The sequence below is a fragment of the Candidatus Hydrogenedentota bacterium genome (assembly GCA_013359265.1).
In the GTDB taxonomy this organism is placed as follows: Bacteria; Hydrogenedentota; Hydrogenedentia; order Hydrogenedentales; family SLHB01; genus JABWCD01.
The window spans coordinates 206,753-219,762 of record JABWCD010000011.1; the positions used below are offsets into that span (position 1 = coordinate 206,753).

Here is a 13,010-nt window from a genome sequence, read left to right on the forward strand (position 1 = left end):
TAATGCGAATCTCGAACAGCCGGGAAGAATGGCGATGCACGTTGGACTCCATCCCCGGTGCGGCGATAATATAAGGGCCATTTTTCCGAAGCAACCGTTCGAGGAAGGATTCACTCCATGGCGTTCGATTTCGACATGATTCAAAAGGTGTACGCGGACCTGCCGGAGCGCGTGGCAAAGGCCAAGAAGCTACTCGGCAGGCCATTGACGCTTACGGAGAAAATCTTGTACGCGCACCTGTTCGACAACGCCTTTCCCGGCGCGCCGTTCAAGCGGGGCGATTCGTATGTGGACTTCGCGCCGGACCGCGTGGCGATGCAGGACGCGACGGCGCAGATGGCGCTGTTGCAGTTCATGCAGGCGGGCCGGGCGAAAACCGCCGTGCCGTCCACCGTGCATTGCGACCACCTGATTCAGGCGAAGACAGGCGCGAGAGACGATCTGGCGGTGGCGTTGACTCAGAACAAGGAGGTCTACGATTTCCTGGCGTCGGTCTCGAACAAGTACGGCATCGGATTCTGGAAGCCGGGCGCAGGAATCATCCACCAGGTTGTGCTGGAGAACTACGCATTTCCGGGCGGGATGCTGATCGGCACGGATTCGCACACGGTAAACGCGGGCGGTCTCGGGATGATCGCCATCGGGGTCGGCGGCGCAGACGCGGTCGACGTCATGGCGGGCATGGCGTGGGAACTGAAGTTCCCGAAACTGATCGGCGTGCACCTGACCGGAAAGATGAATGGCTGGACGTCGGCCAAAGACGTGATCCTGAAGGTCGCGGGCATCCTGACGGTCAAGGGGGGCACGGGCGCGATTCTCGAGTATTTCGGTCCCGGCGCGGAATCGATGTCGTGTACCGGCAAGGGCACAGTGTGCAACATGGGCGCGGAGATCGGCGCAACGACGTCGGTGTTTTCATTCGACGATTCGATGGTTCGTTACCTTGAATCGACGGCGCGGCCGGACGTGGCGAAGGCGGCCAGCACCGTGGGCGAGCATTTGCGTGGCGACGCAGAGGCGTATGCCGAACCCGCGAAGTACTTCGATCAGGTGATCGAGATCAATCTCAGCGAACTGGAACCGCACGTAAACGGGCCCTTCACGCCGGACCTGGCGTGGCCGATATCGAAACTCGGCGAAGCGGCTAAGAAAGAAGGTTGGCCAATCGAAATCGAGGTGGGCTTGATTGGATCGTGTACGAACTCGTCGTACGAGGACCTGACGCGCGCGGCATCGCTCGCGAAACAGGCACGCGCGCACGGGGTGAAAGCAAAGTCGGAATACACCGTGACACCCGGATCGGAGCAGGTGAGATACACCGTCGAGCGCGATGGCATTTTGAAAGAGTTCGAAGGTATCGGCGGCGTCGTGTTGGCGAATGCGTGCGGGCCGTGCATCGGTCAGTGGGCGCGGCATCGCGGCGGCGGCAACGATCAGCCAAACACGATTGTGACGTCGTTCAACCGAAACTTCGCGAAGCGCAACGACGGCAATCCGAAGACGCACGCGTTCGTGACTTCGCCGGAACTGACGACGGCGCTGGCGATCGCGGGCCGTCTCGATTTCAATCCACTTACCGATACGCTGACGGGCGCGGACGGCAAACCGTTCATGCTCGAGCCGCCGACGGGCGAGGAACTGCCGAAGAAGGGCTTCGCGTGCGAAGACCCGGGTTACGTCGCGCCGGCGGCGGACGGCAGCGGCGTCGAGGTGCAAGTGCGGCCGGATTCGGACCGATTGCAGTTGCTCGATCCGTTCCCGAAATGGGAAGGCGGCGATTTGAAAGGGCTGCGATTGCTGCTCAAGGCAAAGGGCAAGTGCACCACGGACCACATTTCAATGGCGGGTCCGTGGCTGAAGTATCGCGGGCATCTCGATAACATCTCGAACAACATGTTCATTGGCGCGATCAACGCGTTCAACGACAAAGCGAACTCGGTGAAGAGCCAAATCAACGGCGCGTACGGCGAAGTGCCCGCGACGCAGCGCGCGTACAAAGCGGCAGGTGTTGGATCGATTGTCGTCGGCGACGAGAACTACGGCGAGGGGTCGTCGCGCGAACATGCGGCCATGGAACCGCGCCATTTGGGCGTCCGCGCAATCCTTGTGCGCTCGTTTGCGCGCATCCACGAGACGAACCTGAAGAAACAAGGCATGCTCGCGCTCACCTTCGCGGACAAGGCGGACTACGACAAAATCCGCGAGGACGACACCATCGACATTACCGGTCTGACCTCGTTCGCGCCCGGCAAGACCCTGACAGTCGTGCTCCACCACAGCGACGGCAGCACCGATTCGTTCCCCGTGAACCACACGTACAACGAAGGGCAAATCGCGTGGTTCAAAGCCGGCGGCGCGCTGAACCTGATTCGGGCGGGGGTGAAGGCGTGAAGCGTGCGCCGTCATTAACCAGGGTCGGCGGCTCCGCGGAAGCCAAAGCGGTAGCGCCGTCCGAAGCGGACTTTGCTACCGCACTCCAAAATAGCGATGCGTTGCGTCGTGGAGTCGTTTAGCCGACGATATTCTTGACGACCAACTGCAGATCGCTCACCGTTAGTTTGCCGTCCGAATCCACGTCGCAGGATTTTTCATTGGGGTTGGTGAGGAGGGCGGTAACCAGGAGCTGGATGTCGAGGGAATTGGTTTTGCCGTCGCCGTTGATGTCGGTTTTGATGGGCATGGGATCGAGCTTTACGTTGACGGTGACGGCTTCGCCATCGGCGACGACGATATCGCGCTTGCGCTTGGTTTTGTAGCCGGGCGCCGAATAGCGCAGTTTGTAGGTTCCTGGCAACAGGAGCCGGTGATAGTCGCCTTTGTCGGGGTCGGTGAAGACTGGCTGATCGTTGCCGACGACTTCGACGCGGGCGTAGAGCGGCTCGCCGGTGGCCTTGTCCTTTACGATTCCTTTCACGCCGATGTGCGATGCTTCGGCGTAGGCGAGCATCGATTCGCGGTTGTCGTCCCACAGATCGTCGAGTTCGCTTTCGTCCGGGATTTTGGTGACCGACAGTTCGATGGTCACGTCGTTGCAGCTCAGGTAGCGGTAGTTCCAGTCCTGCATGCCGCCGGTAATCTCGTACCATACCGAGCCGTTGATAATGCCGCCCGGAGACGATGGGACGGAATCGTTGTACAACGGCGAGTTCGGCGCCGAGTAGCGCAGCGACACGTCCTGGAACAGCAGGTCGTCGGGGGATGGCGCTTCCACGCCGGAACCTTTGTCGTCATCGTCGAAGGGATAGTTCACGATGAGCGCGCCGGTATGGAAGTTCGCGGACAGCACGAAACTGTGCTCCGCGCTCCATTGCATAATGTGCCGCGTTTCCGGTTCGCGTCCTGCGTCGTCCAAGGGCGCGCCGTCGAAAATCTTTCCGTTGATTTCCTCGGGCCAAGTGGGGAAATCGCGGTTGAGATCGATTCCATTGTCGTTGTAGCGCGTGACGGCTTCCCACCCGTCGGGGTTCATTAGCGGGACGATCCATATTTCGGTGTTGTCGACGAGACTCGTTATGCGCGAATCGCTGCCGTATTCGGTCAGCAACATGTCGATGAAGTACAGGCACATCTCCGTGCCGACGGGTTCGTCGCCGTGCATGGTCGAGATAAACCGAAACTCGGGCTCGAATTCTTCCTTGTTGAGCTTGTCGGTTATCTTGACCGCCCAGATGTCGCGGTCCAGGACGGAATTGCCGAGGCTGACGAGTTGAAAGATTTTCGGATTCGTGTTTTGGGTGGAACCGTAGGCGGCTTCGTACGCTTGCAGTTCAGCCGTTAGCGAGGCGTAGGAATGGTAGACGCCGAGCCCTTTCGCGCCCGGTCTCGCGATCGGCGCACGGGGCTGTTCTTCCGCACCGGACACGTCGTAGCCGTCCGCGGCCAGCCACAGCAATTCTTCGGCGGTGACGACAAGCGTTGCGGTGTTCCCATCGACGGACGTGATGTTATAGCCGTGCGCGTTGAGGCGATCCAGATCGGAGGCGCCATCGGGCAACACAATCACGACATCGTACAGCGGGCCGGTCCGCGGGCCCTCGGGAGAGCGGCCTGCGGGGGGCTGGGCCCATGCGGCCGCGGCGATAAGCAATACTACCCCTGCGCGAAACATACTGCTTTTCGAATTCCCCTTATACGGGATCAGACGGCGGCGGAATGCGCGTATTCACCCCCGCTTCCGGGCAATGACCCGGATGCGCCGGTAGTCGGCATGCCAAGCGCCGTCACGGTACAATTGTACCCTACAATAAGTTTCGGCATGGGCCAGGAATTCTTTAACATTTTGCTCTGGAATGACTTGCAGCACGTTCCCCGCGAACATTCGAATCCAGTCCCGCAGACCGGTTTCCGGGTCATCGAGCTGGACATCGCGAGGGATCATGGCGGCCCATAGCACCTCAAGTCCATTTGCATCAAGTAGTTGCGAATACTCGGCGATTCCCGGGAAGTACCAGATTGGGAATATTCCGAATGAATCAATGCCGAGGGTGTCCAAGGCCTTTCGGATTCCTGCCTGAATGATGGCGACGTTACCCTCACCTCCGAACTCTGCGACAAAGCGGCCGCCCGGCTCGAGCGCCGCCGCGATAGAGCGGACCACGTCACCGGCTTCGTGAATCCAGTGGAGCGCGGCGTTTGAAAAGACTGCGTCGAAGGGTTCATCGAACTGCATCACGCGCGCATCGGCAATGCGGAAGTCGAGGGCGGGGTATTTTGCACGCGCCTGCGCAATCATCTCGGCCGAGTTGTCCATGCCGACGACCTTCGCGCCGCGCGACGCGATTTCGTGCGTGAGGTGTCCGGTACCGCATCCGAGATCGAGGATGCGCTCGCCGGGTTTCGGGTCGAGCGTATCGACGACTTCACGCCCATAACCGAAGACGTAGGCGTGCTTGGTGTCGTAGAGGGTTGCGTTCCACGCGGACATACAGATGGGTACCCTTTATCACGATCCCAATTCTGTCGTTTCTATTGGCGGAAAGGGTTCCGCCACTCCATGAGCACGCCGTGGTTGCGGGATTCTTCGTCGTGCAAATAGTCACGGGTTATGCGCACGGGAACGCGGCCGCAGCGGAGGAGGAAGGTGACGATGGGATCGTGAATCTCGCCGGCGAGAATTTTCTTCAGATAGTGTTCGGGCGTTAGTTGCGAGGCGACCTTGGAGTAACCGGGCATGCGCGCGCCGCCGAGAAGGCGATCAAGATTCAGCTCGATGACGACGTCGTACATCGAGAACATGAGCAGTTTGCCGAGTCCCAGCTTTTGGAAGCGCGGTCGGACGCTGATGTCGACGACATACAGCGTGTTGCCGCTTGGATCGTGGTTGCGGATGTAGCCGTGGTCCGTGATCTCGGACCAGGAGTGATCGGTGTCGTTGGGGGACCAGTTGACGATGAGGCCGGTGATCGATCCCGCGAGCGCGCCTTCGACCTCGATGCAGTGCGCGCCTTCGGGAAACAGCGCGACGTGGTTGTTGAGTTGTTCCTCGTTCCACCAGAGTTCGGATGGAAACGGCGGCGGAAAGCATTCGCGTTGGACTTCGATGATGTCCTCGAAATCGTCGCGGGTGTATTCGCGGATTATCGCGTGAACGGGGCGGGCGCCATCGAAGACGTACGATTCGCGGCGGTACATGGTTACTTCCAATCCGTATAGAGGTCGGTGCGGCGGTCGCGCCAGGTGGTGACCGATCCCTTTGCGCGCACTTCCTCGAGGAGCGCGAGATCAATGTCCGCCGTAACGATCATGTCGTGGTTCAGTTCACCTTCCGCGAGAATGCCGCGCGGCGGGAAGGGGACATCGTTTGGGGCGATGATGGCGGCCTGGCCGGTGTTCGCGCGCATGAAATCGACGGTGGGCAGCGAGCCGACCGTTCCGGTGGTAACGACGTAGACCTGGTTCTCGACGGCGCGCGCGTGACAGCAGTAGCGCACGCGGTAGAAGCCGTGAAGATCGTCGGTACACGAGGGGCAGAAAATGACATTCGCGCCTTGGGCGCGAACCATGCGCACGATTTCCGGAAATTCGATGTCGTAGCAGGTGAGCACGGCGATGCGTCCCTTCGCGGTGTCGAACACCTGCACACTATCGCCGGGAGCAATATTCCACTCGGCGACTTCGGTCGGTGTGATATGGAGTTTCGGCTGCTCGCCGATGCGGCCATCGGGAAAGAAGAGGTGCGCGGTGTTTTGCAGTTTGCCGTCGCGTTCGAGCACGTGCGTGCCGGCGACGATGTGCATGCCGGCATCACGTGCGAGGCGCGCGAAGAGTTCGAGATATTGGGCAGTGTAACGGGGAAGATGGGTTATCGGACGCGCCACGGACGATTGCGTTTGTCGATCCGGGATTGACAGGAGTTGGGTGGTGAAGAACTCGGGGAACAGCAGAAATTCCGTCGCGAATTCCTGGGCGAGGCGCACGTAGTGTTCGCAGCGCGCCGCGAACGCGCCGAACGAGTCGATGGAATGCAAATGATATTGGACGGCGGATACGCGAATTTTCATGTGTGGATTCTAGCGGCTGCGCCGGCAAGATGCGAACGCGATCGATGCGACCGATCGATGAGTCGTATCGGACCTATACGACCTATACAGCTTCGCAGAGATTCCGGCAGTTTAGAGAATATCGAGCACCTTCTCGGGCGGGCGACCAATGGCGGCTTTCTTTCCGCTGATAACAATGGGGCGTTCGAGGAGAATCGGGTCTTTCGCTATGGCGCGGGCGATGTCGTCCGCGGAGCTTTTCGCGGTGAGGCCCGATTCTTTGTAGGCGGGTTCCTTCGTGCGGACGATAGCCGCGGCGTCTTCGTCGAGCATTTTCATGATCGATTTTACTTCGCCCTTTGTGGGTGGGTCTTTCAGGTACTCGACAATCGCCGGCGCGATGCCGTGGTCCTTCAAGAGGGCGAGCGTTTCGCGGCTCTTGGTGCAGCGGGGATTGTGGTAGATGGTAATGTTCTTCATCATTTCACCTGCGATTACGTCATCTTTTTAACTTCGCAGCTCGTGGCCGCCCTCGTCATCGTGGAGCGATCACCTCGAGTCATGAAGATCGAGTACGATGACGAAGCAGGAGCATGAGCACGAATGACCGCGCGTCGTTCTTTTTGCTCGCCCGCCGGCTACTGTTCCGCGCACCAACAGAACAGCGCAACCCACTCGCGCCGCTGCAAATCGATCAGGCGCGCGGGCGATTTGGCATGCTGCGACTCCACGTCATCGATGAATTCGTGTGGATCGTAGCCTTCGATACGCGCCATGGCCGGGTGTTTGCCGACGCGATGGAACCAGTAATGGCTGTTCCCGAAATCGCCTTCACGCCGGTGCATGATACCGTGCCAGAACGAGCCGGTCGCGTCATCGATGCCCTGACTGATTTTGTGGCTGCGGTCGAGTTCATCGACATAGAGCCACAGGCCCGCGCACAGCGGCGGCCGCGCGGCGAGTTCCGGCGACGAGACAGCAGCCTCGACGAGTTCTTTCAGCTCGGGCGATGCGCCGCGCGTGACGACGAGTTGCCCCATGGCCCGATCGGGCGGGAGCGCGTCTAACACGGGTTGGACGCGCTCCGCAATTATCGTCGGGACGTACACGCTATTTCGACGCCTGCTTCGACGCGATGAATCCCTTGGGCGTTTCCGGTGTCGGCAACTCGAACGGTTCGATGTCCGGCTTCACGCGCACGTCCGTGGTAAATTTGAACGGAATGAACCCGCTCGAGGGGAAGGTCATTTCGACCATGTACGCGGTGAAACCCTTTTCCGGTTTGGGAACATCGCCGACATACACGCCGTTGGATTTCTCGGTAAGGTCGGTGCTGGTCCACGCCGAGTCGCCGATCGTGTCGACACGGAAATCGCGCGCGTTGGGATTGGTCGCCTGCCACAGCTTGACGCTGGACGGCTTGTCTTTGCACGTGACTTTGATCGACCCGTCCTTTTGCAGCTTCCACGAGAACTTCGGGCGCGGCGTGCCGTTGAGGATTGAACTGTAGAACGCGAGCATGCTCTCGCGCGCATCGGTGCCGCCGAGCGAATGTTTCGCGTTTGGCACGTTGCGCAGGTAATTCTCACCCGGAAGTTGCGTGAAGTAATACTGGGTGGAATCCGGCAAAAAGAACTCGTCGCCGCACGCGTTCACGATAAACTTCGGGATAGTGTATCGGTTGCGGTAACTGAATGGTTCTTCGATTTTCATCAGCGCCGCGTATTCGGGCGTGCCGGTCCAGTTCATGATGCCCATCTCCTGGTAGTCGCCCACGGCGGGCGCCCAGAAGCCGTAGACCTTGTAGTGGTGCTCGAACGACGGGACGACGTTGAGCATGTTGATCACGAAAGGCGTGATGGCGATGACGCGCTTGTCGACGGCGGCGGTGGTCCACGTGGTCCAGCCGCGTTTCGAACCGCCGGCGACCATAAAGGTATCGACCTTCGCGCCGCCGGTCTCGGGCAACGCGCAGACCGCGGTGATCGTGTCCATCGCGCGGACGGCGGACTTCGTCATCGGCAGGCGGAGCGGCCATTTCTCGTCGCCGGTGCGCATGTACTTGTCCCATGTGTACGCGATGATTTCGTCCTCGGTGCGTTTGCGCCCGTTGTCGTCGGCGAAGACGAGCGGTTCGCTGGGGACGGTGGGCAGCATGGCGCAGACGGACTGCGTCATCACGGCCATTTTTGCGAAGCCTTCGTCAATCTTCTCGGGCGCGGGCTTGTTGTTGTTTCCGCCGCCGATGTAAAGCAAGGCCGTCGAGTGCTTGAGGTTGTCCGGCTTGATAATCATCAGATAGTGCTGCCAGAGCGGTTTGTCGACTTCTTTCTCGGTTAGGTATTGCTGCGACACCATATCGACAATGTATCCGGTGTAGCCTTCGCCTTTGATCGTATTGACAACCTTGTAGCTGTAATTGGGATCGGGCGCGGCGACATAACGATCGAGCGCGGTCTTTTCGCCGGCGGCGACGGTTGGCGGACGATAGGCGGGAGTTGTTGCGCAGCCCGCAAGCGCCAACGCGACGAGGACGGGGACAACATACCGGACGGCGCGTTGCCGCAGGAGTTGGTTAAACATGACAGTAGCTCCTTCAGAATTGCCCTGATTCGCGGACAAGGAAGGGCTAACGGTGGCAGGTTTGCGCCGGATTTTCAAGCGAATCGGTACGTCCCGATTGGTGCATAATGGCGGCTGGGAAATCAAGGACCGAAGTATGACGCATCCGCCGGGTTGGAAGTCCCGCCTGTGTATCGTTCTAGTTCTCGCGGGCGTCGCGGGCGCCGCAGAGTACACGATCGATACAGCGGAATCCTTATTCGCCGTGGTGGTGCACAAGGGGGGAATCGCGGCACGCTTTGCGCACAACCATCTTGTTGTCGCGCAGGCGTACGCGGCGAAGCTGTCGATTGCGGGAACGGACCCCGCGACGATCCGGTTTGACGTGGATATCGAAGCGGCGCAACTTCAGGTGGATGCGCCGGAGGCGCACACAAAATGGTATCCGGAGATCGCCGAGGCGGGGATATTGGACGAACCGTTCAAACCGCTGGACGACGCGGACCGCAAGACCATCGCGGAGCATATGCTGGCGAAAGGTCAGCTCGACGTTAAACAGTTCCCGAGGATTTCCGCGAAGGTCGTGGAGGTGCGCGAAGAACGGGGGACGTATCTCGAGCGGGAGTATACGCACGTCGTTACATTGGACTTCACGGTGCACGGCACGAGCGTGCAGCGGGAGTGCCCGGCGAGAATCGTCATCGAGGACGGGCGCGTGAAGGTGGACGCGGTTGGCGCGTTTACGTTCAGCGGATTTGGAATCAAGCCGTACAGCGCGATGGCTGGCGCTGTGAAGAACAGGGATGAGTTCCACGTGTTTGTGCGCGTCCGCGCGTTGGCGGAGGGCACGGGAGCTCAAGACGAGTAAGCATAGGGTCGCGCAGGGCGTGAGCGGCAAATTACTTCGGCGACAGTTCGCGATTCGGTCACAGCCACCGCTGCATCATTGGCGCTAAGATTTGACGACGCCGTGTGGGGCAGCCCGTGACTTTCCCCTCGATCAGCTTTCTTTGAATTCGCTGACGATGGCCTGGAGCGTCTTCTTGGCGTCGCCGAAGATCATGCGGGTGTTGTCGTTGTAAAAGAGGGGGTTTTCGATTCCCGCAAAGCCGGATGCCATCGACCGCTTCAGAACGAACACGGTGCGCGCTTTGTCGGCGTCGATGATTGGCATGCCGTAGATGGGGCTCGATTCGTCGCTGCGCGCGGCGGGGTTGACGACGTCGTTGGCGCCAATGACGATCGCGACATCGACCGATTCCATCAATGGGTTGATGTCGTCCATTTCGACGAGTTGTTCGTACGGAACGTCGGCTTCGGCGAGCAGGACGTTCATGTGGCCGGGCATGCGGCCGGCGACGGGATGAATCGCGTACTTCACTTCCGCACCTTGCGTTTCGATGAGGTCACCAAGTTCGCGGACGACGTGCTGCGCTTGGGCGACGGCCATGCCGTAGCCGGGGATAAAGACGACGGAATTTGCGGCTTCGAGGACGAGGTAGGCATCTTCCGGCGTCAGAGATTTGGCTTCGCCGCGCGCGCCAGAGGCTTGGGCGCCGGCTGTCGCGCCGAACCCGCCAAAAAAGACGTTCGCGAAGGAACGGTTCATCGCCTTGCACATGATGATCGACAGGATGATGCCGCTTGCGCCGACTAGCGATCCCGCGACGATAAGCACGGGATTCAGAATGACAAATCCGGCTGCTGCGCCGGCGAGTCCGGAATAGCTGTTGAGCAGACAGATGACGACGGGCATGTCCGCGCCGCCGATCGGAATCGTAACAAGTACGCCGAGCAGGAGCGCCAGCGCGACGCACAGCAACAACACGGGCAGCATAAAGCCGGCTGTTGGCAGAAGCGCGAAGAGCACGCCGATGAGTGCGAGCAAGATCAGGATGGCCGCGTTGATGATGTGTTGTCCGGCGTAGAGTACCGGCTTACCCGGAATGATTCGTTCGGCGAGCTTGCAGTACGCGACCATGCTGCCCGAAAACGTAACGCCACCGATCAGCACGGTGAGAAAGACGGCGAACGACGTGAACCACATGGGCGCAGGGCCATCGACAGAGGCGCCGGCGGCCCATCGGGGTTGCACCAGTACAAACTCCGCCGTGCCGACAAGCAGACTCGCGAGACCGCCAAACCCGTTGTACAATCCGACGAATTCGGGCATGGACGTCATTGGCACTTTGAGCGCGGACCATGCGCCGATGACGCTGCCCAGCGCGATGCCGACAATAATCCACTGGTACGACATTCCGTTGTAGAGCAGCGTGGCGACGATGGCGAGGAGCATACCGATCGAAGAAATCATGTTGCCGCGGCGCGCGCGTTCGACGTGGCTCATCCACTTGAGGCCGATGACGAATAATACGGACGCGGCGATGTACGCAAATTCGATGATCGTCATTTTGGCATCGGACGCGACGTGCACGGGCGCCTCCGCGGCCGCGAGAACGAGCGTTGCTATGGCGTGCGCGTTCAAGAGCCGCCTTTCTTCGATTTGCTCTTGAACATTGCGAGCATACGATCGGTGACGAGGTATCCGCCGACGACGTTGATCGTCGCAAAGGTCACTGCGGCGACCCCAAGAACCGTGTTGAGCGTATTGTCGAGATTGGTGCCCGCGGCGAGCAGCGCGCCGACAATGGTGATGCCGGAGATGGCGTTCGCGCCGGATGTCAACGGCGTGTGCAGCATGGACGGGACCTTCGAGATCAGCTCGAGCCCGAGGAAGATCGCGAGGGTGAACGTGAACAAGAGCATCATCATTTCCATCATGCGGCACCGCCCGTCTGCTTCGCGTAGGCCGATTGAATCGTTTCGTTGACGACTGCGCCGCCGTGCGTGACCAAACACCCGCGGACAATTTCGTCGTCGCGCTTCAATACGAACGACTTCGATTCTTTGTCCCAGAAATCTTCGATAAATCCGCCGAGGTTCGAGGAATACATCTGGCTGGCGTGCACGGATACGCGCGCGGGGAGATTCGCAAGGCCGACGATCCTCACGCCGTTCTGCGTAGCCTCCTCGCCGGCGACCGAACCTTCGACGTTACCGCCCGTCTCGACAGCGAGATCGACAATGACGCTGCCGGGTTTCATGCGCGCGATCATCTCTTTCGTAATGATGACGGGGGCCCGGCGGCCGAACAGTTGCGCGGTCGTGATGACGATATCGGACTGCGCACAGACGGCAGCCATCGCTTCGCGCTGCTTCGCCTGCTGCTCCGGCGTGAGTTCCTTCGCGTATCCGTCCTTCGTCTGCCCGGTCTCGCCGAGATCGACTTTGACGAACTTCGCGCCGAGCGACTTTACCTGCTCTTCGACAACGGGGCGAGTATCGAACGCGTCGACGCGCGCGCCGAGGCGTTTCGCCGTGGCGATGGCTTGCAGACCGGCGACTCCCGCCCCGATCACAAACACGCGCGACGGCGATATCGTCCCGGCGGGGGTCATCATCATGGGAAGAATTCGCGGGAGACGATCCGCGGCGATGAGCACGGCAACGTATCCCGCGAGGCTCGCCTGCGAACTGAGCGCGTCCATCTTCTGTGCCTTTGTCGTGCGGGGGATCATTTCCATGCTGATTGCGCTGACACCGGCGGCGGCGAGCGCTTCGACAAGGGGGCGCTCGTTGAACGGATCGAGAAAGCTGATGTGGATGCAGCCGCGTTTCAGCAGGGAAACTTCGTCCAGCGGCGGCTTACGAATGCGCAACACCATGTCGGCGGCGGCAAGGCCTGCTGCGCGATCGGCGGCTACGGTTGCGCCTGCGGCCTCGTATGCGGCGTCCTCGTGCAGCGCGGAACGGCCCATGCCGGACTCGACCGTGACGTATGCGCCCAACTTCACGAGCTTCGCAGCGGTGTCGGGAGTAATAGGCGCGCGCAGTTCGGCCGCGTCGTATTCCTTCGGCACGAATATCTGCATCCGCTCCCCCAAGAAACTGCCGCCCGTGTTCCGATAC

General features: G+C 60.3%; 12 protein-coding genes. 2 read left to right on the top strand and 10 right to left on the bottom strand.

The window, feature by feature from the left end; genetic code table 11:
• Window positions 1-117: 117 nt before the first annotated feature.
• Entirely contained in the window at window positions 118-2,391 is a 2,274-nt protein-coding gene (locus HUU46_12265) for an aconitate hydratase (protein NUM54413.1), read from the top strand.
• A gap of 118 nt (window positions 2,392-2,509) precedes the next feature.
• Here the strand turns inward: HUU46_12265 and HUU46_12270 are convergent, their stop codons facing one another.
• The 7 genes from HUU46_12270 to HUU46_12300 all read right to left on the bottom strand — a co-directional run bounded on the left by HUU46_12270 (window position 2,510) and on the right by HUU46_12300 (window position 9,062).
• Window positions 2,510-4,108 carry a carboxypeptidase regulatory-like domain-containing protein gene (locus tag HUU46_12270; protein NUM54414.1) on the bottom strand — a complete coding sequence of 533 codons (1,599 nt, stop codon included), beginning with the start codon at window positions 4,106-4,108 and terminating at the stop codon, window positions 2,510-2,512.
• Between the two features lie 54 nt (window positions 4,109-4,162).
• A complete protein-coding gene (locus HUU46_12275) occupies window positions 4,163-4,924 on the bottom strand; it encodes a methyltransferase domain-containing protein (GenBank protein NUM54415.1) in 762 nt (253 codons plus the stop codon).
• Between the two features lie 41 nt (window positions 4,925-4,965).
• A complete protein-coding gene (locus HUU46_12280) occupies window positions 4,966-5,631 on the bottom strand; it encodes a GNAT family N-acetyltransferase (GenBank protein NUM54416.1) in 666 nt (221 codons plus the stop codon).
• A gap of 2 nt (window positions 5,632-5,633) precedes the next feature.
• Complete coding sequence (locus tag HUU46_12285) at window positions 5,634-6,500, bottom strand: carbon-nitrogen hydrolase family protein (GenBank protein ID NUM54417.1); 867 nt, start codon at window positions 6,498-6,500, stop codon at window positions 5,634-5,636.
• Between the two features lie 111 nt (window positions 6,501-6,611).
• Window positions 6,612-6,959 (bottom strand): arsenate reductase (glutaredoxin), encoded by a 348-nt coding sequence (gene arsC / locus HUU46_12290; GenBank protein NUM54418.1) that lies wholly within the window; start codon window positions 6,957-6,959, stop codon window positions 6,612-6,614.
• 158 nt (window positions 6,960-7,117) lie between these two features.
• The gene (locus HUU46_12295; protein NUM54419.1) at window positions 7,118-7,549 is read right to left on the bottom strand and encodes a hypothetical protein; all 432 of its coding nucleotides are present in this window, start codon (window positions 7,547-7,549) and stop codon (window positions 7,118-7,120) included.
• 40 nt (window positions 7,550-7,589) lie between these two features.
• Window positions 7,590-9,062, bottom strand: coding sequence for a PhoPQ-activated pathogenicity (locus tag HUU46_12300; GenBank protein NUM54420.1), 1,473 nt, complete (start codon window positions 9,060-9,062; stop codon window positions 7,590-7,592).
• A 52-nt stretch (window positions 9,063-9,114) separates the two neighbouring features.
• On the opposite strand from HUU46_12300, the gene HUU46_12305 reads away from it, so the two are divergent.
• On the top strand, window positions 9,115-9,909 hold the full coding sequence (locus HUU46_12305; protein NUM54421.1) for a YceI family protein: 795 nt from the start codon (window positions 9,115-9,117) through the stop codon (window positions 9,907-9,909).
• A gap of 132 nt (window positions 9,910-10,041) precedes the next feature.
• On the opposite strand, the gene HUU46_12310 is transcribed toward HUU46_12305, so the two are convergent.
• The 3 genes from HUU46_12310 to HUU46_12320 form a co-directional block, all read right to left on the bottom strand.
• Window positions 10,042-11,451, bottom strand: coding sequence for an NAD(P)(+) transhydrogenase (Re/Si-specific) subunit beta (locus tag HUU46_12310; GenBank protein ID NUM54422.1), 1,410 nt, complete (start codon window positions 11,449-11,451; stop codon window positions 10,042-10,044).
• A 71-nt stretch (window positions 11,452-11,522) separates the two neighbouring features.
• Window positions 11,523-11,819, bottom strand: a complete 297-nt coding sequence (locus HUU46_12315) for an NAD(P) transhydrogenase subunit alpha (protein ID NUM54423.1) — start codon at window positions 11,817-11,819, stop codon at window positions 11,523-11,525.
• A complete protein-coding gene (locus HUU46_12320; protein NUM54424.1) occupies window positions 11,819-12,973 on the bottom strand; it encodes a Re/Si-specific NAD(P)(+) transhydrogenase subunit alpha in 1,155 nt (384 codons plus the stop codon). Before HUU46_12320 ends, HUU46_12315 begins: the two co-directional genes overlap by 1 nt.
• Window positions 12,974-13,010: the final 37 nt, after the last annotated feature.

What these genes read in the sequence shown, in the direction of transcription:
- HUU46_12265 (NUM54413.1), top strand. Translation starts at nt 118, where the DNA reads ATGGCGTTCGATTTCGACATGATTCAAAAGGTGTACGCGGACCTGCCG.
- HUU46_12270 (NUM54414.1), bottom strand. Translation starts at nt 4,108, where the DNA reads ATGTTTCGCGCAGGGGTAGTATTGCTTATCGCCGCGGCCGCATGGGCC.
- HUU46_12275 (NUM54415.1), bottom strand. Translation starts at nt 4,924, where the DNA reads ATGTCCGCGTGGAACGCAACCCTCTACGACACCAAGCACGCCTACGTC.
- HUU46_12280 (NUM54416.1), bottom strand. Translation starts at nt 5,631, where the DNA reads ATGTACCGCCGCGAATCGTACGTCTTCGATGGCGCCCGCCCCGTTCAC.
- HUU46_12285 (NUM54417.1), bottom strand. Translation starts at nt 6,500, where the DNA reads ATGAAAATTCGCGTATCCGCCGTCCAATATCATTTGCATTCCATCGAC.
- arsC (NUM54418.1), bottom strand. Translation starts at nt 6,959, where the DNA reads ATGAAGAACATTACCATCTACCACAATCCCCGCTGCACCAAGAGCCGC.
- HUU46_12300 (NUM54420.1), bottom strand. Translation starts at nt 9,062, where the DNA reads ATGTTTAACCAACTCCTGCGGCAACGCGCCGTCCGGTATGTTGTCCCC.
- HUU46_12310 (NUM54422.1), bottom strand. Translation starts at nt 11,451, where the DNA reads ATGACGATCATCGAATTTGCGTACATCGCCGCGTCCGTATTATTCGTC.
- HUU46_12315 (NUM54423.1), bottom strand. Translation starts at nt 11,819, where the DNA reads ATGGAAATGATGATGCTCTTGTTCACGTTCACCCTCGCGATCTTCCTC.
- HUU46_12320 (NUM54424.1), bottom strand. Translation starts at nt 12,973, where the DNA reads ATGCAGATATTCGTGCCGAAGGAATACGACGCGGCCGAACTGCGCGCG.